The sequence below is a fragment of the Aliarcobacter cibarius genome (assembly GCF_013372265.1).
In the GTDB taxonomy this organism is placed as follows: Bacteria; Campylobacterota; Campylobacteria; order Campylobacterales; family Arcobacteraceae; genus Aliarcobacter; species Aliarcobacter cibarius.
The window spans coordinates 50,199-73,284 of record NZ_CP054051.1 but is presented as its reverse complement, the minus strand read 5'-3'; the positions used below and the strand labels follow the sequence as shown (position 1 = coordinate 73,284).

The window sequence follows — 23,086 nt, the reverse complement described above, 5'->3', positions numbered from 1 at the left end:
AGCAATAAAATATTTATTTATAACTAAAAGTTATAGATTTTCTCTGTAATTTTTAAGTATTTTTATTGAAAATTATCTATGTATACTTAAAGGGAATTTGACTTTGTTTTACGTTTTCAAATAAACCATTCATCCAAGTTCTTCTTTTTTGTGGAAGTGATATTTTTAGTACTTTTTGATTTGAATGTTCTGTTATCCAAGATCCTAATGCAAAGCAATAGGATCGTAGTGTTGAAAGCATCATATTTGAATTTACTACTTCATGTTTAAAAAGTGCCATAATATTGTATGCCATCATAATAAATCTAAAAGAGGCTTCTGTGGCATAAAAATCTTTTAAGCAGAAGTTATCAGCTCCAAAATCATATTTAAGTTCTTTTATTCTATTTTCACAATCAGCTCTTGTGTTATATATATTATAAATTTGATCAACTGGCAGTTCAATATTAGTAACATAAGCACTATATCTATATATAGGTTCATCGAATAGAAGTTTACCACCTGATTTTGGGTATTCTTCACTTAATTTTCTAACAATTATATATCTTCTTTCACTTCCGTTATCAGGTTTAAATCTTAGGCTTGCTACATCAAGTCCTTTTGTGATTTTAATCCACTTAGTTATATTTCCAATGGTGTATTTTATATTTTCATAAAATTTTACAGCCACAATATAATTAATACCTCTTTTTTCAAACCATTCTAAGAATTCTTGTGAATAAAATCCACTATCTGCTCTTACAAGTCCAACTTTTTTATCTTTTAAGCATATATCAAATGTCTCATTTAAAAATGCGTCATAATTATTAAGTGAACTAGTATTACCACTTCTCATCCATGTATTTGCTATCATTTTTGTTTGATCTATAAATGCAATAATTGGATGATGTGAGTTTCTACCAGGTTTTTTAGGGTTATAACCTTTCTTAGCTCCTTCTTGTTCACCATATCTTGTTATTACTGTTGAATCTAAATCAATTGTTAGTGGTCCTACATCTAGTTGTGAAAGGAATTTTTGTTGTAATATTGGAAATATTTCAGAATTCTTTTCAATATTAAATTTATGAAAAAATCTGCTATATGTTGATTGACTTGGCAATTTATCTATTTCAAATATTGTTTGTAATGTTGTATCATATCTTAACCAATCGGCATGGATATATCTACTTGCTCCTGTAAATATAGCTAACCAAAATCCTTGAATAATATTTATTGGATCATATGCTCTATTTGAAAATCCAATAGGTAAATTTACACTTTTTAAATCTTCAATTACTCTTGTTTTATCTATAAAATTTTTTAATAATTTCATCCCACCAAATGGTGTAACTTTTTTATCAGAATACTCAATTTTTAATTCACCCATTTGGTGTTCCTTATGAATGCTTATGAAGTGTTATTTTATGGTACTTTATTTTAGATTCTTATTTAGCTATTGCATAATGCGGGATAAATGTACTTGTGATAATATAGCCATAGAAAGAGCTAGTTTTTGCTCTTTTGCTACTTCAACTTGAGTTTTAGCTAGCTTATTCATTTCACTTGCTTTAAAAACATTTAAAAGATTCCAAGAAACATTTGCTCCATAAGAATACCAATCATTATTTAGTAAATAGTCACTATTCTCATAAGATAAAGACGTACTTAAATTTATTCCTGGAAGCATTTTAAGTTTTGCAGCTATTATCTCTTTTTCTGAAATTCTTTCTTGATACCTACTCTCTGATAATTCTGGTCTATTTTCTAAAGCTAATCTTTCCATATCTTCTAGCTTCATATCAATATTTGGAATTTCATAATTTTTCTCAACTTTATCAGCTAACTCAAATTCTATTCCTGGTTTTAATCCCATTAATTCAGCTAATTCTATTTTTGAAGATATTAAACTATTTTCTAAAGTATGAAGAGATCTTAAAATATCAAGTAATTCTCTTTGATAAGATAATGATTCCATTGGCGTTTTCGCAATTCTTTGCTCTTGCATTTTTTTAGAATCTTCTAATGCCTTTTTAACTTCAATCATCATAGGCTGAATTTTTTTTAATAAATCTTGAGCTGAAACTGCTTCAAAATAAGTTCTTCTTATTTCTTGAGTTAAACTATGTTCAACTTTTCTTTGTTTTTCTTTAGCAATTAAAAATTTATCTGCTTGTTGCTCTGCTCTTACATATGATAAACCAAAGTCCAAGATATTCCAACTAAATGTTAAATCTGCTGTAGTTCTTTGTTTTTCTTGAGAAACAGAATAAGATGGATTTGAACCCAATGGTTGTGGCTCTCCATTAACAAAAGATGTACTAGCACTTGCTGCATAATTATTTCTTTCTGACAATCCAGCACTTGCAGTTAAACTTGGTAACATATCATAATATACTAAATCCAATTGTTGTTGAGCTAAAGCTGTTTCAAGTATTTTTACCCTTTTTTGCAGATTATGGTTTAAACCTCTTTGAATAGCTTCATCTAAAGATATTGGTTGTTCAACTGGTTGTACAACTTTACTTATAACATTTAAGCTTTTTTCAACATCTTGTTTTATCTCTTCCTCTGAAATCATCTCTGGTTTTACTGAACATCCTGTTATTATAAAAGATGTTATTACTGAAGTAACTAAATTCTTAGAAACTTTTTTTATCATTATACTCCCACCTATAGCTCAATCTATTTATTATAATATATCCTACAAAAGTACCAAAATAATTTCAAAATTTAATAAAATAAAATTTCTATAAATGTTATTTTTAATTAACTATTTTATATAATCTGTCAAATTATGGAAATTTCTTTTTAAATTTTATATAAATAAAAATAACCTAGGAACTGTATTTGGAAAATAATATTGATCTATTAAAAAGTTTGACTTTATTGTTAGTGGAAGATGATGATGAATTAAGAAATAGTATAAAAGAAACTTTATCAATCTTTTTTAAAAATGTTTTTGTAGCCCAGAATGGTTCAGAAGCTTTATCCATTTACTCTGAAGAATCTGTTAATTTAATAATTACAGACTATGTTATGCCTACTATGAATGGTTATGAATTGTGTAAAGAAATAAGAGAAAAAAATAGAAAAATACCTTTAGTTATTATGAGTAATTATGCAGATCAAGAAAAATTACTTAAATCAATAAGCTTAGAATTAACTGATTATATTATTAAACCCATAGAGTATAAACAATTGTTATCTACTCTTGTAAAAATGATAGAGAAATTAAAAAGAGAAAACTTACTTAGTTTTAATTTAGATAAAAATAAAAAATATAATTTTTTTACGAAAGAGATATATGATGAGAAAGAAAATCTTTATATAAAACTTACAAAAAGTGAAATAATTATACTAGAACTTTTAATAAACAATTTAGATAATATTGTAAGTATCAATACTATTGAATATAGTTTATCTCCTTTAGATCATAAAAGTGAACAAGCTATAAAAAATATAATCCACCGATTAAGATTAAAACTACCAAAAAAAATTTTATCAAATATAAAAGGTATTGGATATAAGCTAAAAAGAAGCCATTAATGTTAAAAATATTTATTATGCTATTTATATTATATTCCTCTCTTTTTTCAAAAGCTTTTGATGTTTCAAATTTGAATGAAATAGAAAATCTAGATAATATAGAGTATATAAATGATGAAAATAATCAATATACCTATGAAGATATATTAAATAAAGATAATTTAAATCTTTTAAAAATTACGCATATTGGTCCAGCAATAGGACCATTCTGGACGAAAACTACTCTAATAAATAGTTCTAATATTACTAAAGAAATAACTTTATATAATCCTTTAGCTGGAATGAATAAAATTGATGTATATATATTAAGAAATAACAAATTATCAGAAATCCTTTATTTAGGAGATTTAAGACCTCAAGAGTTAAGAAATAATCTAAGTACTTATTCTAGCTTTAATTTAACAATAAACCCTAGTGAATCTATTATAATAATATCAAAAATAGAAAATTTTTATATTTATAACCTTGGTTGGAGAATATCAAATATTTACGATTTTTCTTCAAATGAAATTAAAAAAATATATTTTGCAGGTCTTTTTGGTAGTTTAATCCTTATTTTTTCTTTTTATAATATTTTAAGTTTTTTCTTATATAAAAATAAATCATATCTTATAGTATTTGCTACTGGTTTTTCTTTATTTTTATATCAATATGGTTTTCATGGAATATTATATTTTTTAAATATAAACTTAAATTTAGAACTTATTACATTTATAACATGGAATAGTTCTTCTTTTGGTGGTATATTTTTATTATTATTTACCTATACTTTTTTTGAACAAAGAAAAAAATATAAAAAATCATCTTGTATATCAATTTTTCTAATTTTATTATATATTATTTGTATATTATTACTAACTTATGCTCAATTTTTTAATGAAAAATATTTTAAATACGCATGGCTTCTTACAGTTTTGTTTATATCTTCTACTTTTTATTTATTCATCTTCGCAATTTTCACTCTAATAAAAAAAGAATCTGAAGCTATTTACTATATCTTAGGAAAAAGTATTTTTTTCCTAGTAGTATTTATAAATACTCTTGGATTATTTAATTTAATACTTTATGAAGATATAATTAAATTTCTTATTCCATTTGCATATATTATAGATCTTTTAGTTCTTGTTGTTATTCTTTATCTAAAAAATAAACATGAACAAGAAGAACTAATAAAAGCAAAAATGATTTTATTGGAACAATCTAGATTTAATTCTATTGGTCAAGCTATTGGTCAAATTTCTCATCAATGGAAATCTCCACTTACAAGTATAGGTACATCCATAACTTTACTTGAAACAATTTATAACCACGATTCAGATAGATTAATTTTAACTTTTGAAAAACAATTACCTTTTATGAAAAAATCTATAGATTTAATGAAAAAATCTATAGATGAATTTTCAAATTTTTATGAAACTAAAAATGAAAAAGAAGATTTTATATTAAAAAATCTAATTTTGGATATTATTAATATTTTAAATTCGAAAATAATTTTAAAAAAAGTAAAAATAATTTTAGACATAGAAGATAACTTTAAAATAAATAGCTTTGAACACATCTTGTCAAATATTTTTTTAATTCTAATTAATAATTCATTAGAAGAATTTTCTGACAGAGAAGAAAATAGAATAGAAATTGATGCTAAAATAATTAATACAAAAATAATTATTAATTATAAAGATAATGCTGGAGGAATAAAAATAAATCCTATTGAATCTGTTTTTGATTATTTTACATCTTCAAAAAAAGGAAAAGAAAAGAGTTCAGGTTTTGGATTAGCTATTGCTAAAATGTTAGTAAATGATAAACTTTATGGTACTATAGAAGTTAAAAATATTGGAGATTGTGCTATATTTACTATTACTCTACCATTGGGGACTGTAAATTAAACTGTGTAAACCACCTCTAGCTGTTTTTCTTACTTTATGTATTTTTCCATAATTTCACTGAAAAATATACAAAGTTGAGGATAAATCTCACTCCAATTTCTCATACTAGTTCTTTCCCAATAGATTAATTAGAGTTGTAAATACACTTGACACAAATTCTGATCTGTTTATACAAAAAAATAGCTATAACCTACATTCCCGTTAACTCATAACGATGATGGAGGTTCTACTCCCATGAATCTATAAATATCTTTTTGTTTTTGAAGAATTTCTCCTACTTGTAAAGTTTTACCTGGATATTCAAAGCATTCAATAAGATCTAGTTTATCTAATAGTGATTCTAGAGTATAATTTTTAAACAAATTATTTTGTTGCATCTGTTTTTTGATATATGAAAGATAAATTAGAGCTATAAATTGTACAAATAGTTTTCCATCAAGAGATTGTTCTGAAGATACAAGAAGACGACGCATATTTAATCTCTCTTTTAAATTACCGAAAGCTTTTTCAACAACATCTTTATTTCTATATGTTTCAAGCGCAGTAATTGAATCCATATTTTCATTTGTTATAAGAGCAAAGTATCCATAGTTTCGTTTAGCTTTAGCTACTTCTTCACTTTTAAGAGTTACTTTTATTCCTTTTTTTAAAGTAGAGTTAATTATAAAATATTTTGCATAAAGATTTTCATTCTCTTTGATACGATTATTTGACTCTATTTCATTTTTAAGTATCATTAATTTTTTATCAAATGTTTTTTCATCTTCTGCTGCTTTTTCAATATTAAAATAGTAATGAATATAGACTCTTTTACTACTTTTTGCTATATCTTGTTTATAAACTCTTGATTCACTATATTCCCATGTAGTTTGTAAAGTTGTTGTATAAAGTTCATATTTATCATTATAGTTTTCAAATGATCTAACACTATTAAATACTTTATCTAGGTTATTTCTTATAAAGCTAAGATTTAAAGATGCAGAAAGTAAAAATTTTAGATGTGCTTTAAATAAAGCATTAATATTTTCTTGACTATAAAATCCTCTATCCATTACAAGTTTAACTTTTGAGAATCCTAGATTATCTAGTTCTTTTAGTAGATGTTTAACAGTTTTTGAATCTGGTATATTACCTGGTAGTTTACGATAGTAAAATGGAAGCATTGATGATTCTCCAAACACTAAAGCTAAATTTATTTGAGCCAAAGGATCATGCTCTTTATTATGTCCATATTGAACTTGAGACAGAGTTTTTGAGTAACTTGATATTGATGTTGTATCATATACCCAAAACTCTTTATCTACTTTACGTTTAGCTTGAAGAGTAAAAAATCTATTTTTTGCATCATCTTTAATTGAAGCAAATAATTCACTACTTCTTTGCGAAGATATACTCTTTGCATATGGATGTTTATGTAAAGCACTCCACTTCTCAAATCTAAATGAAGGAGAATCTTTTTCAAGTATAAGATAATATACAAGAGATAGTATTTTTTTATAACTATCTGGAAAAGAATTTTTTAAATCATTTGTAATACCAAGCTTTTCACCTATTTTATCAAATAAATATGTAGCACCATAAAAAGTTCTTGAAGAAATCTCTGCTACAACAGGTCCTGTTTTTAAAAGAACTTTTTCTTGTTTATCTTTTCTACATCTTCCATCAGTAGGAACTATTTGTTGTGTATCATTATCAACTCTACCAATTAATGTTCTTTTACTTCTAGATTGCTTTTTATCTTTATCCCAAAAAGATATTGACTTATAAGCATATGTGATTCCAGAACGCTTATCAGTTTGATATACAATAGCAGCCACTTGACTCCTTTAAATATCGTTACGTGTATTATAACACATAACGATAATAAAAACAAGACAATTTTGAATAAAAGTGCGTAAAATAGTAGTTTATTAATTAGTCAGCCCTGAAAAAGCCTAAATTATTTTATTTTCTACTAATTTTTTAGTCTCAGGGATGAATAAATATTAGTTTTATCACAATCAGTTGTAAAAATATTTGATAATACAATTTGATTTGATTTATTGATTCTAGTAGCAATTTCATTTCACCATAAATAATTGCAAAAAAGTAGATATTCATCCACTTTTTTAGATTCCAAGCTGTTGCTGCTAGAAGTAAATTTATTTGATCACCAATAAAACCTTTAAGATAATTCCTTGCTAATCTAAAATCTGATTTTAAATGTCCAATAATTGGTTCTATTGCAGCTCTTCGTTTGAATTTCTCACGTTTACTTTGCTTTTGATATTCTATATCTTTTTTAAGTGGAGTTCCTGGTATTGATATTATTGTTCCAAGTACTTCTTTTATTCCTCTATATCCTCTATCACAAATAGCTTCTTTGATTGGTGTAGTTCTTGTTTTATTAGCTGATATTAAAGCTGCTTCTAGAGTTTTTGAGTCATGTTCATTTTTATTATGAGATACTACGCCTACAATTACTCCTGAATCTTTTGTTGCAACAATTGACGCTTTTGTTCCATATTCATACTTCTTATGATCTTTACCTTTTGTAATTGCATAAACATGAGATTCATGCAAAGATAAAACTTTATTACTATCTTTGATTTGTTGGTTTCTAACTTTATCAAATAGTTCAAAAGTATTAGTGTAATTTGATAGTTTATCTTGTGTTAAATTTCTACTAATATCTCTTATGAGTATTCCCACAATAGTTCTTAATCTTTTAATAGATGATTTTGCTTTTTTTATCTTCTTTGGGTGTTTAAAGAAACGAAGATTAATTCTATGTTCTTTTATCTCTTTTACAAAAGTTCTTCGTAAATTTAATTGTTCTTTTTTAACAATCTTATGAAGATGATGAATCATTTTTATTGCTAATTTTCCATCTGTTGGGTAAGTGATATTTTTCTCTTGTACTGTTGTATCAATAAGAACTTGTTTCTCTTCAGCTTTACTTCCATGAAGTTGTACACTAACTTTAAAAATTAATTCCATACCTTCTTTACCAATTCTTTGTCTAAATTTAACAAGTTGAGTACTATGACATGGTTCACATACTTGCATTTCATTATATCCACAGAAATATTGATAATATGGATTTCGTTTCCATTGAATCACAATAGATTCATCTGATAGATTTTCTAATTGTTTGAGTATCAATAAACCTACCATTAACCTTATTGGTTTAGCAGGAGATCCATCTTTAGAATAAAATTGAGAAAACTCATTTTCAAATATTTTCCAATCGATTGCATTTGATAATGCAATCAAAGGATCATTCATATCAAGCATATCTGAAAAAGAACTATAAAATAAATTTTGTTGATTTGTTTTAGAAGACTTAGAAAGCATTTCTCTCATCCATTTCGACCAAAAACATAAAGTTTTTGTTAATATTTATATAGATACATTAACAAAAAAATGCTTACAATGTGCCTAAATAAAGTACTTTATAGAGTTTTTCAGGGGTGACTAATTAATTTAGAAGATTATAGTTATGTGTTAGCGGGAATGGAGGCTATAAGAAGAGTTCTATAAATTTTATTAATTATGAAGATGACTTTTCCTGACTTCATCACTTTTTTAAAATCATGAAAAAAACACTCTTAAAAGCTCATATATATGGGTTTCTAATTTTAAAGTTGGGTGACCCACGATATAATTTTATATGTTTATACGTAAAAAAAGAAATTCAAGCGGCAGTGTTAGTATTCAAATCTTAGAAAAAGTTAATCGTAGAAATATACTTATTAAAACAGTAGGTTCTTCAAAAGATAAAAATGAGATTGAATTATTCTATGAGGAAGCTTTAAAATTAATTCCGGAACTAACAAATCAACCAATATTAGATCTTTTTCCAAGCGAGAATAGTGAGAATATTTTTGATACATTTGTAAAAAATCTTTCAACAAATAGTGTTTTATGTATTGGACCAGAACTATTTATTGGGAAAATATTTGATTATATTGGATTTAGTAAAATAACAAAAGATGAAATATTAAAACATTTAGTAATCACAAGACTTATAAACCCTGGTAGTAAATTAAAAGTTATTGAATACCTAAAAAGATATAGAAATATAGATATTGATATTATGAAGATTTATAGGTTTATGGATAAGTTTCATAATAAATACAAAGATGAAATAGAACAAGTTGCTTTTTTACATACAAAAAAAATAGTTGGAGAGATAACTGTTTTATTTTATGATGTAACAATACTCTACTTTGAGAATGAGGATGAAGATGATTTAAGAAAGATTGGATTCAGTAAAGATGGGAAATTTCAAAGTCCACAAATAATGCTTGGACTTCTAGTAGGTGAATATGGATACCCAATAGGCTATGATATTTATGAAGGAAATAGCTATGAAGGTAATACACTAATTCCAATACTAGAAAAGTTTGAACAAAAGTTTAATTTACAAAAACCAATTGTAATTGCAGATTCAGGATTATTATCAAAACAGAATATTGAAGAACTGAAAATAAATAACTATGAATTTATTCTGGGTGCAAGAATAAAAAATGAAAATCATATTACAAAAAAAGAGATACTTTCTCTAAATCTTAATGATGAAAATAATTTAGCATCTGTCAAAAAGGATGATCTCACTTTAATTTTATCATATACTCAAAAAAGAGCAAAAAAAGATAAATATAATAGAGAGAAAGGTTTAAAAAGATTAGAAAAAACTATTAAAAGTGGGAAACTTACTAAAGATAAAATCAATAGTAGAGGATATAATAAATACCTTCACTTAAAAAATGAAATTGAAGTTGTAATAAATTATGAAAAATTTGAACAAGATGGACTTTGGGATGGTATCAAAGGATATGTAACAAATACAACTCTTTGTCCAAATTGTAACTTTTTTATCAGAATACTCAATTTTTAATTCACCCATTTGGTGTTCCTTATGAATGCTTATGAAGTGTTATTTTATGGTACTTTATTTTAGATTCTTATTTAGCTATTGCATAATGCGGGATAAAGATTCTTTTATTCAGATCTCTTACGATTTAATATTTCACTAATTTTAGAAATTCTACTATTTTGTTTTTTTTCAAATTTATCTTTTAGTGAAGTAAATTTAAATCATGTGAACTAATATTATATTTTTCTAATCATTATAATTTTAACCCGGATTATGCAATAGAAAAAGTGCATAGCTGATTATTTTACAACTATAGATTGTAATTTTTTAGCTTCTTTGAGTGTAATTTAGTTCAAAATTGTCAGGTATATTTGAATGGCAGTTGTGATTGTTTCACATTTTCAAACAAACCATCCATCCAAGCTCGTCTTTTTTGAGGAAGTGATATTTTTAGTGTCTTTATATTAGCATGTTCTGTAATCCAAGATCCTAATGCAAAGCAGTAGGATCTTAAGGTAGAAAGCATCATATTTGAATTGAGCACTTCGTGTTTGAATAGTGCCATAATGTTATATGCCATCATAATGTAACTTTTTATCTGAATATTCTATTTTTAGTTCACCCATTTGGTGATCCTTTGAAATAATGTTTGAACTTAGATTTTATTGTATGTTTGATTAAATTGAAATTCTACTATTGCATAATCCGGGTTTAACTATTACTCAAGTTTTTATTATAAATTTATATAGTATAATGGTAAAAAATATACCATTAAAGAGATAAAATGAAAAAAAGAACACTAGAATCAATACTCAAAATAGCACTAGATACATTTCCTGTTGTACTTTTAAATGGTGCTAGACAAGTTGGTAAATCAACTCTTGCACTTGAAAATTTTGAAAATTATCTTACATTTGATGATGGAGAACTTCGACTTTATGCAAAAGAAAATCCAAAAGGTTTTCTTAAAAATATCGAGTTTCCTATTTGTCTTGATGAGATACAAAAAGTTCCATCTCTTTTAGAATATATAAAGATGCACATTGATTCAAATAGAGTTAATGGAGATTTTTTACTTACAGGAAGCTCAAATGTTCTTGATCATAAAGATAGTAAAGATACTTTAGCTGGAAGACTTTGCGAACTGCGACTTCATCCTCTTAGTTCAAAAGAAAAAAATGATAAACCAAATGAAAATATCATAGAAAAACTACTAAATAGAGATTTCAAATTAGTCAAAAAAGATTATACTGATGAAGTGTGTAATCATATTTTAGATGGTGGTTATCCTGAGATTTTAGAACTTAGTGGTTTATCAAAAGATTTATGGTTTACTTCATACATTGCAACTTATATAGAAAGAGATGCTAGAGATTTAGCTGATATAAGAGATATAGATAGTTTCATTAAATTTGTAAATATTTTATCGACTAGAAGTGGTACAATTTTAAATAAATCAAGCCTAAGCAATGATATAGGTATAAAAGATATAACAACAGAAAATTATCTTTCTATCATAAGCCGAATCTACCAAGTGACACTTTTAAAACCATATTTTATAAATATAGGAAAGCAGTTCGTAAAGTCACCAAAAGTATTTTTTAATGACACAGGGGTACTATGTAATTTACTGAAAATAAATTCAAAAGAACAACTTTTAAATTCAACATATAGTGGACAAATTTTTGAAACATATATATTTTGTGAACTAAACAAACATCTATCTTATTTACAAAAACAAGCACAAATATTTCATTATAGAACAAATGATAAAAAAGAAATAGATTTTATAATAGAAGTAGATAATGAACTTTTAGCTATAGAAATAAAACAAAGCAGCAGTGTAAAAAAAGAAGATTTTAAACATATTATAGATTTACAAAGTAGATATGATGAAAAAAAGTGTTTAGGTGTAGTCTTTTATAATGGTGATATGGTAGTTGAATTTAGTGATGATTTAATAGCTATACCTTTTGGGATGTTTTTGTAATATAAAAAAATATTCATAATATTCGTATTAGACCAAAATAGTTATAAATTTAAATTTTGCAAATCAATAAAATTTTTTTTGATATACTTCTCAAAATTTAATTTGAACTTATTACATTGGAAAAATAAATTGAGTATATATTCTGAGAATCTTGCTAAGATAAAAAAAGAAATAAAAATTATTGAATCAAAAAAAAATACTAAATTCAAAAAATATCAACAAGATATGATAGAATTTATTAATGGTAAAGTTGATAAAGTAGAATTTAAAGTGAATGACAAGATTATATTACTCAGAATGGGTGATGATAACAAAGGTTTTAGACACATCCTTCAAAAACATTATAATCCAAATGACTTACAAACTATGGATATTTTAAATTTACCTATACTATTTAAAAATGCTTTGAAATTAAATGAAGTCGGTGTATCAAACAATGAACTTTCCACATACAAAATGTTAAAAAACCAAAAAGAATTGATACTAGTAACTAATGAAATCTATAAAAATAAACTGGTAGTGACAAGTTATAGAAAAAACTGATAATGGAAGTGAGACGATAGCAGTTAAAAGTCATCTAGGACTAACCTTTTCAGGTACTGGTCGTAACCCCACTTCACGCCTAAGCAAGATGTTTCCATCCCCAAATATAAGAATTATACTCTAAGATAAAAACGATAAATTCAAATATTGTTATATTTAAACTATCAAAATAATTATATGTTAGTTACATTTAAATTAAACTGAATTGAAATGTTAGGTTGAACTAAATTGAAAGAATTTTATACAAACTATAAAGCATTAAAATAATATTAATTTTATTATATTTTGTTTATCTTTTTTTCACCTCTATTATACAAATAGTTCTAGTCTACTTTTATCAAGCCTTTTCATCTTTTTATTTACATAAATTGGAATCAATTTTTCAATTGCTAGATTTAAAGCTTCAATATTAAAAAAGATATGATTTCTTAATCTTGCTAATATCCATCTTTGAACTATTTTTACACCATTTTCAACTTTAGCTTTATCTTTTGGTTTAGCAACTCTTGCTGGAATTATTACTGTGTTATAGTGTCTAGCCATTGCTAAATAATCAGGATTTATATCTGGATCAAAGTTACAAGCTTTACTTACAGCACTTTTTAAATTATCAGGTACTAATATATTTGGAACACCACCAAAGTATTTAAACATATCAACATGTACATTTATAAAATCTTTTTTACTTTGAGTTGCAATTGCTTTTACAAATGGATAATCAGAAGCTCCTAATACAGCAACGAATATCTGAACTTTACTTATTTCACCACTGTCTTTATCTAAAACATTCATAGTCATACCACTGAAGTCTATAAATAATTTCTCTACTCAACTTCATTCAAAGGTGATGGTTTAGTGAATTTATTTTTGTTCACTTGGAACGCATTTTTATACGGAAGAAAAGTAAAAATTCTTAATGATATTGAGTTCAATATTAATACTGTTTCTGACCCTTCAAGTTTGTTTGATGATGATGTTTTAGCCATAGTAAAAAACATGGAAAAAGAAATCGAAGAGCATAAAAAAATAACTAAATAAATAATATTTATAATTATTTCTAAAAAATACTCCACCCGACTGGGGTGTTGTATTAATTCTCAAAAAAATCTAAAAAAATCAAATCTTTAAAGCTATATATTTTGATTATTTTTATACTACAAAAGTATGTTTTTATATTTATTTTTTTAATATTTTTTCTCTAAATATTCTTTTCAAAAATTAAAATTTAATATTTAGGACGGAGGTTTTTTGATTTTGTTAAGTTTTTTACACTTTTTTTATTTTTTATCTTTAGTTAAAAAATCAATAAAATAAATATTATTTTAAAGTAAAAAATACATATATTTGCTAATAATTTAATTCTTAAATTAAACTTAAAATTGATTTTTGAAAAACCCCCTTATTTAATAATAAAATAACTTATTCAGCAAAACATAAGTTTTTAAAAATAGTGATTTTTTTACAACAAGATATTAGAAATTTTTACCTCATTTTTTATACAGAATTTGACTAAAATGCAATTAAAAAATATGTAAATTTTGTGTAAAAAATTGGTTCAATAATGAAGAAATATTTATTAAAATTTATATCTTTTTTTACAAAAAATATTGAAATACTTAACTGATTTTTGAATTTATTTATCTCTTTTTGCTTTGTAATTTTTTATATTTTGATTGAAAATTTACATCAAAAATGTATATCTTCTTTTGAATTTTTATGTAAAATATTTACTAATTTTTATAAATTCTATCTCTAGTTTTGAGTAAAAAATTGGCTTAATAATGAAGAGATATTTATTAAAATATATATCTTTTTATTCTGTAAGTTTTTATATTTCGATTGAAAATTTGTATCAAAGAAGTATCTTTTGTTATAATGATTTTATAAAAATATTCATTTTCTCTTTACAAGAAAATATACTAATTTTATTTTTAGTTCTATAAAAAAGTTTATCTCTAAACCAAAGAGATATTTATTAAAATTTATCTCTTCTTACTCTGTAAGTTTTTATATTTATGTGGATATAGATTATGAAAAATAGTTTTTTATACTTTTTATCAAAATATCTCAACACATACCTTTCTTTAACAGTTGGTGCTAGTAATAATACAATCAAAGCTTATAGCGATACATTTAAATTATATTTTTATTTGCAAAATAAAAATATAATTTAAATCCAAAAAAGATTCAATTTGAAACAAGCAAGTGAAAAAATCTTTGAATATATAAAGATTTGAATTACTAATTTTAGATGACTTTGGAACTTCAACTATTACAACTGATGATGCAACAAATTTATTTGAAATAATTGAAGATAGAACAGAGATAAATTCCACAATAATTACTTCTCAATTACCTGTTTCAAGTTGGTATAACTATTTAAATAATGACACAGTTGCTGATGCTATTTTAGATTGATCTGGTTTATAGTCTTTATATCTATTTAAAAAAACAATGTTATCAACTTCAGTACTTCTAATTCTATTTTCATTAAAAATTTTAAATCTAAATTCTTGTTCATTACAAAATTTTATTGCTGATTTAAATTTCTGTTTAAGTTCAATTCTATTTTGAATTAATTTTTTAGAAGGTTTAACTTCTGCAACAATAGGTTTTATTGGATTAGTAGTTCTTAACTCTGGCTCTTTAAAATAAATTAAAAAATCAGGAGTATAAGAACCCTTATTCCCCTTTGTTGTTTGAGTTTCAATAGTAAAAGGTTGTTCTACAACGTCTAAAACCATATCATTAAATTCTAAAACTTGTAAAAAACTTTTTTCTAGTAATGATTCAAAAAGAATAATCTTTTTATTTCTAAACATAAACTTTCCAGAGGTACTTCCATATGTATATCCAATTTTACGATTCTTATGACTTATCTTCATTTTTTACCTTAAATTTTGTAGCATTTTTATTTAAAAATAATTTATATTATACATTCTTATTCTATATTCTGTAGTATCTTTAATTGAACTATTTTTCATTAATAACCTTTTTATAGTAGTTAATTGTATCACTTTTAATTGAACTTGTCATAGCTACTGATAATTTTATAGATTTTTTAGAAAAAGTAATAAAGTCAAATGATAAAAAAGTATTTATGATAGTAGATAACCTAAGAGTACATCATGCTAAAAAAGTAAAAGAGTGGGAAGAAGAGAATAAAGATAAAATAAAACTATTTTATCTACCACCATACTCTCCTGAATTTAACCCAGATGAATATTTAAATCAAGATTATAAAAGTAATGTACATAAAAATAGTCTGCCAAAGAATCAAAAAGAGTTAAAAGAAAATACGCAAAATTATATGGAGAGTTTACAAAAAAATCCACAAAAAGTTGCAAATTTCTTTTTACATCCTAGTGTGAAATATGCTGGCTAATTATTTATGTATTTTATTGGGGGAGTAATAACATCAATTTTTTTTATCATATATATTCCTATAATTTATTTAATTAGAAAATGTATTTAAATATAGTTTTTCTACTTTTTCTCTAGCCCAAGAAGTTTTTCTTAAAAATTTAAGACTTGAACTTATAGATGGATCAAAATTAAAACATCTAATATTATTACTCCCCCAATAAACAGAGTTAATTTTATCAACTAGCATATTTCACACTAGGATGTAAAAAGAAATTTGCAACTTTTTGTGGATTTCTTTGTAAACTCTCCATATAATTTTGTGTGTTTTCTTTCAATTCTTTTTGATTCTTTGGCAGACCATTTTTATGTACATTACTTTTATAATCTTGATTTAAATATTCATCTGGGTTAAATTCAGGAGAGTATGGTGGTAGATAAAATAGTTTTATTTTATCTTTATTCTCTTCTTCCCACTCTTTTACTTTTTTAGCATGATGTACTCTTAGGTTATCTACTATCATAAATACTTTTTTATCATTTGACTTTATTACTTTTTCTAAAAAATCTATAAAATTATCAGTAGCTATTGAATCATCATAAAGTGCAAACATTGATTTACCTGTATTAGTAATAGCACTTATCATATTAACTTTAAACTTTTTAGCTGTATGAGTTAATATTGGTTTTATTTTACTTCCTATTGGTGCATATCCTTTTAGATTACTTGGCAATGAAACACAAGCTGTTTCATCTGCCCACCAAACATCAGCATTATTTATTTTTGCTTCTTTTTTTATCTTTGGGTACTCTATTTCAAGCCAAGCTTTTGTAGCACTATCTTTTCTCTCATAAGCTCTTTTTATTGGCTTTTTAGATGTAAATTGCCATTTAGCTAAATAATCTCCAACAGTTGATATTGGCATATCAACATCAAGTTCTCTCAAAATCAATTGTTTTACTGCTTCCCTTGTCCATAGGGCAAATTTAAATTTTAGCTGTTCTGGTGTTGTATCTATTAGCATACTAATAATTCTTGATTCTTGTTCATCACTAAGGCGTTTACCACTCTTTTTTGGTCTACCTGTCTTTTGAACTTTAAGAGCTTTTTGTCCATCTTTTTTGTATTTACTATACCATCTTGAAGTTGTAATTTTTGATAAACCTAAAATACTAGCTGTCTCAATATTACTAACACCACTCTCTCTTAATTTTATTGCTCTATCCCGAAGATATTGCAATGTTTTTGAATCTACTTTTCTTGCATCATTTTTATCTAATTTTTCCATTAGAAATTGTACCAACAATATCCATAATATTAGTTTAATTTATCGGTGTAGTAATAATTTTATTCCCTAATTCATTCCAACCATAAAACTCTACTAATTTTACTAAGATAGTTTCTAATTTTAAACCATGAAGGGTTATTGGGATTGTTATTCAAGAGATTTTCCTAATGTGAAATAAGTAATACAGAAGAAGGCGTAAAAAAAAAGCTTACCACTTTACACCGATAAGATGTAAAAAGGTAAGCTTTTGGGAAAAAAACTCAAAGAGCTGGCAGCGACCTACGTTTCCACAAGGGGACCCTGCAGTATTATCGGCGATGAAGTGCTTGACTACCAGGTTCGGAATGGGGCTGGGTATTTCCACTTCTCTTTAACCACCAGCAAATTCGAGTGTTAAAAGCTTGAATAAACTCTTAACACTCAAATTGTGATTTTGAGAATCTAATGTTAAAGTCTTTATTTGTATTTCATATTTGTATCTATATTAATAAACACTAATTAAACATAATAAATATGCTTAATAAGATAGTAAACCAAAGAAAATTGTTTAAAATAAGCCAAACGTTCTATTAGTACTGGTCAGCTAAAGGGCTTACACCCATTACACATCCAGCCTATCAACCAGCTAGTCTTGCTGGGAACTTCAGGGAAAGTTCATCTTAGAGTTGGCTTCGAGCTTAGATGCTTTCAGCTCTTATCACATCCCAACGTGGCTACCCAACGATGCTCTTGGCAGAACAATTGGTACACCAGTGGTTGGTTCATCCCGGTCCTCTCGTACTAGGGACAAATCTCTTCAACTTTCCTACGCCCACGGAAGATAGGGACCGAACTGTCTCACGACGTTCTGAACCCAGCTCGCGTACCGCTTTAAATGGCGAACAGCCATACCCTTGGGACCGACTACAGCCCCAGGATGCGATGAGCCGACATCGAGGTGCCAAACCTCCCCGTCGATGTGAGCTCTTGGGGGAGATCAGCCTGTTATCCCCGGCGTACCTTTTATCCTTTGAGCGATGGCCCTTCCACGCAGAACCACCGGATCACTATGACCGACTTTCGTCTCTGTTCGACTTGTTGGTCTCACAGTCAAGCTAGTTTATGCCATTATACTCAACGATGGATTTCCAACCCATCTGAACTAACCTTTGTAAGCCTCCGTTACTATTTAGGAGGCGACCGCCCCAGTCAAACTACCCACCAGACATTGTCCTGAATGAGGTTAACTCATCGCAGTTAGTAACTCAAATATTCAAGGGTGGTATCTCAAGGATGGCTCCGACTCTACTGGCGTCTAGTCATCATAGCCTCCCACCTATCCTGCACATGAATATCCAAGCTACAGTGTCAAGCTGTAGTAAAGGTGCACGGGGTCTTTCCGTCTTTCCGCGGGTAGGAGGAATTTTCACCTCCACTACAATTTCACTGGATCCCTCTTTGAGACAGCTCCCATCTCGTTACGCCATTCATGCAGGTCAGTATTTAACTGACAAGGAATTTCGCTACCTTAGGACCGTTATAGTTACGGCCGCCGTTTACTCGGGCTTCGATCAAATGCTTCGCTTGCGCTGACATCATCAATTAACCTTCGAGCACCGGGCAGGCGTCACACCTTATACATCCACTTACGTGTTAGCAAAGTGCTGTGTTTTTGGTAAACAGTCGGGAGGGACTCTTTGTTGCAACCTCTTTAGCTTTTTGGAGCAAGTCCATATACCAAAGTAGGCACACCTTATACCGAAGATACGGTGCTAGTTTGCAGAGTTCCTTAAAGAGGGTTCTTCCACGCGCCTTAGAATACTCATCCCACCCACCTGTGTCGGTTTACGGTACGGGCAACATATAATATACTTAGTGGCTTTTCTTGGCACGACAGTATCATCGATTCTCCATCTCCTCCGAAGAGTGTCAAGAGCCTGTAAGATCTCGGTCTAACGTTAAGCGGATTTGCCTACTTAACAACCTACATCCTTCGAGCCACACTTCCATCCGTGACCTCGATTAACTCTATGCGTCCCCACATCGCGCTTATATGTTGGTATTGGAATATTAACCAATTTGCCATCGTCTACCCCTTTCGGACTCGACTTAGGACCCGACTAACCCTACGATGACGAGCATCGCGTAGGAAACCTTGGGTTTTCGGCGAACAGGATTCTCACCTGTTTTAACGCTACTCATGCCTGCATGCTCACTTCTATCCGCTCCAGCACTCCTTACCGGTATACCTTCAACGCTGAATAGAACGCTCTCCTACCACTCAATTAAAAATTGAATCTAAAGCTTCGGTGTACATCTTAGCCCCGTTATATTTTCCGCGCAGAATCACTAGACCAGTGAGCTGTTACGCTTTCTTTAAAGGATGGCTGCTTCTAAGCCAACCTCCTGGTTGTCACAGTAACTCCACATCGTTTTCCACTTAGATGTAACTTAGGGACCTTAGCTGTTAGTCTGGGTTGTTCCCCTCTTGACGACGGATTTTATCACCCACCGCCTGACTCCTGTGATTCCACATATAGTATTCATAGTTTGATAGGGTTTGGTACCGCGGTAAGCAGCCCTAGCCCATTCAGTGCTCTACCCCTATATGCTACAACACAAGGCTATACCTAAATATATTTCGGAGAGAACCAGCTATCACGAAGTTTGATTGGCCTTTCACCCCTATCCACAAGTCATCCCAAGACTTTTCAACGTCAGCGGGTTCGGTCCTCCACTGGCTCTTACACCAGCTTCAACCTGCTCATGGATAGATCACTTCGTTTCGGGTCTGCAGCATCTGACTATGTCGCCCTATTAAGACTCGCTTTCGCTACGGCTTCGCACTTGGCTTAACCTTGCCAGACACCACAACTCGCAGGCTCATTATGCAAAAGGCAGTCCATCACCCTGATAAATCATAGGGCTCTGAATGATTGTAAGCTAATGGTTTCAGGTTCTATTTCACTCTGCTCGCTGCAGTACTTTTCACCTTTCCCTCACGGTACTTGTTCACTATCGATCTGTAAGTAGTATTTAGGATTGGAGGGTGGTCCCCCCAGCTTCAGTCAAAATATCACGTGTTCCGACCTACTCAGGATACTATTAGCGTTATTGAGAATTTTAATTACAGGAGTATCACCTTCTATGCTCTAGCTTTCCAACTAATTCATCTATTCTCTTTAACTACACATTATAGTCCTACAACCCCCAATGCAAGCATTGGGTTTGTCCTAATCCGCGTTCGCTCGCCGCTACTGACGGAATCTCAATTGATTTCTCTTCCTCTGGCTACTGAGATGTTTCACTTCACCAGGTTCGCTCCCCGTAGGGTAATATAATTCTCATTATATTGGGTTGCCCCATTCAGAAATCCCCGGATCAAAGCTCTTTGGCAGCTCCCCGAGGCTTATCGCAGCCTAATACGTCTTTCATCGCCTCTTACAGTCAAGGCATCCACCATTAGCCCTTAATAGCTTATAAACGGAGTCTAAAAAAATCTTACGATTTTATTCAGGTTCCTTTTTTCTTGCCTAAAAGTTATAGTAAACTACAACTTCTAAATTTGATAATATTCTTTGGCTACTATCTTATTAAACATATTGTTCAATAATATAGTTGTGTTATCTATAGTTATATTTAATATCTCTATTAAATTTTTTAGATATGAAATTTTTTTATTTAAATTCAAATATCGCTATTCAAATTTACGAAAAAATTTTAAAGACTTTAACATTATATTTTTAAATATCATTTAGAAACCTATTTTTTTAAGTTCTAATATAAATCTTATAATCATATTATAAAACTTATATTAAAACTTTAAAAGCTCTTACACTCTTAAGTTTAATAGATGGTGGAGAATAGCGGGATCGAACCGCTGACCTCCTGCGTGCAAAGCAGGCGCTCTCCCAGCTGAGCTAATTCCCCAGATTATTTATGGTGGGCCTATCAGGACTTGAACCTGAGACCTCACGATTATCAGTCGAGCGCTCTAGCCAGCTGAGCTATAGGCCCCTTCACCTATTTTTTCAAATAATCTTTATAAACCGAACATATTATCTTAAATCTTCTTTGTTCTTCTGAATAGTTAAGAAACAAATCTTAACTTATTTCTCTGAAAGGAGGTGATCCAACCGCAGGTTCTCCTACGGTTACCTTGTTACGACTTCACCCCAGTCGCTGAATCCACTGTGGAAGGTAGCTACTTTAGCATCCCCGCTTCGAATGAGTTCAACTCCCATGGTGTGACGGGCGGTGAGTACAAGACCCGGGAACGTATTCACCGTAGCATAGCTGATCTACGATTACTAGCGATTCCAACTTCATGTAGTCGAGTTGCAGACTACAATCCGAACTGGGAGATATTTTATAAGATTTGCTCCACGTCACCGTATTGCGGCTCATTGTATATCCCATTGTAGCACGTGTGTAGCCCTGGACGTAAGGGCCATGATGACTTGACGTCGTCCTCACCTTCCTCCTACTTGCGTAGGCAGTCTCCTTAGAGTTCTCAGCCGAACTGTTAGCAACTAAGGACGAGGGTTGCGCTCGTTGCGGGACTTAACCCAACATCTCACGACACGAGCTGACGACAGCCGTGCAGCACCTGTATATAAGTTTCTGCAAGCAGACACCAATCTATCTCTAGAAAGTTCTTACTATGTCAAGTCCAGGTAAGGTTCTTCGTGTATCGTCGAATTAAACCACATGCTCCACCGCTTGTGCGGGTCCCCGTCTATTCCTTTGAGTTTTAATCTTGCGACCGTACTCCCCAGGCGGTACACTTAATGTGTTAACTGCATTACTGCAAGATCAAGTCTCACAACAACTAGTGTACATCGTTTAGGGCGTGGACTACCAGGGTATCTAATCCTGTTTGCTCCCCACGCTTTCGCATCTCAGCGTCAATAATGTTCCAGTAGATCGCCTTCGCAATCGGTATTCCTTCTGATCTCTACGGATTTTACCCCTACACCAGAAATTCCATCTACCTCTCCCACATTCTAGACTAACAGTTTTCAAAGCAGTTCTATAGTTAAGCTATAGGATTTCACTTCAAACTTATTAATCCGCCTACATGCTCTTTACGCCCAGTGATTCCGAGTAACGCTTGCACCCCCCGTATTACCGCGGCTGCTGGCACGGAGTTAGCCGGTGCTTATTCATATAATACCGTCATTATCTTCTTATATAAAAGGAGTTTACGCACCGAAATGTGTCATCCTCCACGCGGCGTTGCTGCATCAGACTTTCGTCCATTGTGCAATATTCCCCACTGCTGCCTCCCGTAGGAGTCTGGACCGTGTCTCAGTTCCAGTGTGACTGATCATCCTCTCAAACCAGTTATGCGTCATAGTCTTGGTAGGCCATTACCCCACCAACTAACTGATACAATACAGGCTAATCTCTTACCAATAAATCTTTCCCTTACTAACTTTAGTTAGTAAGGAGTATAAGGTATTAGCAAACGTTTCCATTTGTTATCCCTTAGTAAGAGGCATATTACCTATACATTACTCACCCGTGCGCCACTTAGCTGACAATTATAGCAAGCTATAACCCGTTCTCGTTCGACTTGCATGTGTTAAGCACGCCGCCAGCGTTCACTCTGAGCCAGGATCAAACTCTCCATAAATTATTGATT

General features: G+C 29.4%; 18 protein-coding genes, 2 tRNA genes and 3 rRNA genes. 8 read left to right on the top strand and 15 right to left on the bottom strand.

Annotation, left to right across the window (positions count from 1 at the left end):
- Window positions 1–76: 76 nt before the first annotated feature.
- Together ACBT_RS00370 and ACBT_RS00365 are read right to left on the bottom strand one after the other, a co-directional pair.
- A complete protein-coding gene (locus tag ACBT_RS00370; RefSeq protein WP_024774781.1) occupies window positions 77–1,366 on the bottom strand; it encodes an IS1380 family transposase in 1,290 nt (429 codons plus the stop codon).
- Window positions 1,367–1,432: 66 nt separating this feature from the next.
- The gene (locus tag ACBT_RS00365) at window positions 1,433–2,638 is read right to left on the bottom strand and encodes a TolC family protein (RefSeq protein WP_024775326.1); all 1,206 of its coding nucleotides are present in this window, start codon (window positions 2,636–2,638) and stop codon (window positions 1,433–1,435) included.
- Between the two features lie 188 nt (window positions 2,639–2,826).
- Between ACBT_RS00365 and ACBT_RS00360 the strand changes: the two genes are divergently transcribed.
- Window positions 2,827–3,525 (top strand): response regulator transcription factor, encoded by a 699-nt coding sequence (locus ACBT_RS00360; RefSeq protein ID WP_024775325.1) that lies wholly within the window; start codon window positions 2,827–2,829, stop codon window positions 3,523–3,525.
- A complete protein-coding gene (locus ACBT_RS00355; protein ID WP_024775324.1) occupies window positions 3,525–5,414 on the top strand; it encodes a 7TM diverse intracellular signaling domain-containing protein in 1,890 nt (629 codons plus the stop codon). The genes ACBT_RS00360 and ACBT_RS00355 overlap by 1 nt, the downstream gene beginning before the upstream one ends.
- Window positions 5,415–5,620: 206 nt before the next feature.
- On the opposite strand, the gene ACBT_RS00350 is transcribed toward ACBT_RS00355, so the two are convergent.
- Together ACBT_RS00350 and ACBT_RS00345 are read right to left on the bottom strand one after the other, a co-directional pair.
- Window positions 5,621–7,231, bottom strand: a complete 1,611-nt coding sequence (locus ACBT_RS00350; RefSeq protein WP_024775323.1) for an IS1634 family transposase — start codon at window positions 7,229–7,231, stop codon at window positions 5,621–5,623.
- 151 nt (window positions 7,232–7,382) lie between these two features.
- On the bottom strand, window positions 7,383–8,750 hold the full coding sequence (locus ACBT_RS00345; RefSeq protein ID WP_024775322.1) for an IS5 family transposase: 1,368 nt from the start codon (window positions 8,748–8,750) through the stop codon (window positions 7,383–7,385).
- A gap of 316 nt (window positions 8,751–9,066) precedes the next feature.
- On the opposite strand from ACBT_RS00345, the gene ACBT_RS00340 reads away from it, so the two are divergent.
- From ACBT_RS00340 to ACBT_RS00330, 3 genes are all read left to right on the top strand, one after another.
- Entirely contained in the window at window positions 9,067–10,296 is a 1,230-nt protein-coding gene (locus ACBT_RS00340; protein WP_138154392.1) for an IS1634 family transposase, read from the top strand.
- Between the two features lie 763 nt (window positions 10,297–11,059).
- A complete protein-coding gene (locus tag ACBT_RS00335) occupies window positions 11,060–12,265 on the top strand; it encodes an ATP-binding protein (RefSeq protein ID WP_024776268.1) in 1,206 nt (401 codons plus the stop codon).
- 129 nt (window positions 12,266–12,394) lie between these two features.
- Entirely contained in the window at window positions 12,395–12,808 is a 414-nt protein-coding gene (locus tag ACBT_RS00330) for a hypothetical protein (RefSeq protein WP_024776269.1), read from the top strand.
- Window positions 12,809–13,117: 309 nt separating this feature from the next.
- Here the strand turns inward: ACBT_RS00330 and istA are convergent, their stop codons facing one another.
- On the bottom strand, window positions 13,118–13,621 hold the full coding sequence (gene istA / locus ACBT_RS00325; protein WP_228130330.1) for an IS21 family transposase: 504 nt from the start codon (window positions 13,619–13,621) through the stop codon (window positions 13,118–13,120).
- Between the two features lie 54 nt (window positions 13,622–13,675).
- Here istA and ACBT_RS00320 point away from each other — a divergent pair, with 54 nt between their 5' ends.
- Window positions 13,676–13,846, top strand: a complete 171-nt coding sequence (locus ACBT_RS00320; RefSeq protein WP_169729055.1) for a hypothetical protein — start codon at window positions 13,676–13,678, stop codon at window positions 13,844–13,846.
- A gap of 1,100 nt (window positions 13,847–14,946) precedes the next feature.
- On the opposite strand, the gene ACBT_RS11745 is transcribed toward ACBT_RS00320, so the two are convergent.
- Window positions 14,947–15,144, bottom strand: coding sequence for a hypothetical protein (locus tag ACBT_RS11745; protein WP_024776271.1), 198 nt, complete (start codon window positions 15,142–15,144; stop codon window positions 14,947–14,949).
- Between ACBT_RS11745 and ACBT_RS11815 the strand changes: the two genes are divergently transcribed.
- Complete coding sequence (locus ACBT_RS11815; RefSeq protein ID WP_235619545.1) at window positions 15,080–15,226, top strand: ATP-binding protein; 147 nt, start codon at window positions 15,080–15,082, stop codon at window positions 15,224–15,226. The genes ACBT_RS11745 and ACBT_RS11815 overlap by 65 nt on opposite strands.
- Here ACBT_RS11815 and ACBT_RS00310 read toward each other — a convergent pair.
- Entirely contained in the window at window positions 15,184–15,693 is a 510-nt protein-coding gene (locus ACBT_RS00310; protein WP_024776272.1) for a TnsA endonuclease N-terminal domain-containing protein, read from the bottom strand. The two genes, ACBT_RS11815 and ACBT_RS00310, sit on opposite strands and share 43 nt — an antisense overlap.
- A gap of 122 nt (window positions 15,694–15,815) precedes the next feature.
- Between ACBT_RS00310 and ACBT_RS00305 the strand changes: the two genes are divergently transcribed.
- Window positions 15,816–16,193: a transposase gene (locus ACBT_RS00305; RefSeq protein WP_084031379.1), complete on the top strand. Its 378-nt coding sequence runs from the start codon at window positions 15,816–15,818 to the stop codon at window positions 16,191–16,193.
- 69 nt (window positions 16,194–16,262) lie between these two features.
- Here ACBT_RS00305 and ACBT_RS00300 read toward each other — a convergent pair whose 3' ends face one another.
- The 8 genes from ACBT_RS00300 to ACBT_RS00265 all read right to left on the bottom strand — a co-directional run bounded on the left by ACBT_RS00300 (window position 16,263) and on the right by ACBT_RS00265 (window position 23,077).
- Window positions 16,263–16,421 carry a VF530 family DNA-binding protein gene (locus tag ACBT_RS00300; protein WP_084031380.1) on the bottom strand — a complete coding sequence of 53 codons (159 nt, stop codon included), beginning with the start codon at window positions 16,419–16,421 and terminating at the stop codon, window positions 16,263–16,265.
- Window positions 16,411–17,460 (bottom strand): IS630 family transposase, encoded by a 1,050-nt coding sequence (locus ACBT_RS00295; RefSeq protein WP_151029452.1) that lies wholly within the window; start codon window positions 17,458–17,460, stop codon window positions 16,411–16,413. Before ACBT_RS00295 ends, ACBT_RS00300 begins: the two co-directional genes overlap by 11 nt.
- A 34-nt stretch (window positions 17,461–17,494) precedes the next feature.
- Window positions 17,495–17,599 carry a VF530 family DNA-binding protein gene (locus ACBT_RS11845; RefSeq protein WP_407647539.1) on the bottom strand — a complete coding sequence of 35 codons (105 nt, stop codon included), beginning with the start codon at window positions 17,597–17,599 and terminating at the stop codon, window positions 17,495–17,497.
- Window positions 17,600–17,726: 127 nt separating this feature from the next.
- Window positions 17,727–17,842 (bottom strand): 5S ribosomal RNA (gene rrf / locus ACBT_RS00285).
- A gap of 166 nt (window positions 17,843–18,008) precedes the next feature.
- Window positions 18,009–20,922 (bottom strand): 23S ribosomal RNA (locus ACBT_RS00280).
- A 371-nt stretch (window positions 20,923–21,293) separates the two neighbouring features.
- Window positions 21,294–21,369: transfer RNA gene (locus ACBT_RS00275), tRNA-Ala, on the bottom strand.
- Window positions 21,370–21,379: 10 nt separating this feature from the next.
- Window positions 21,380–21,456 (bottom strand) — tRNA-Ile (locus ACBT_RS00270).
- Between the two features lie 103 nt (window positions 21,457–21,559).
- Window positions 21,560–23,077 (bottom strand): 16S ribosomal RNA (locus ACBT_RS00265).
- The 16S, 23S and 5S rRNA genes sit together here with 2 tRNA genes alongside, the layout of an rRNA operon.
- Between the last annotated feature and the right edge of the window lie 9 nt (window positions 23,078–23,086).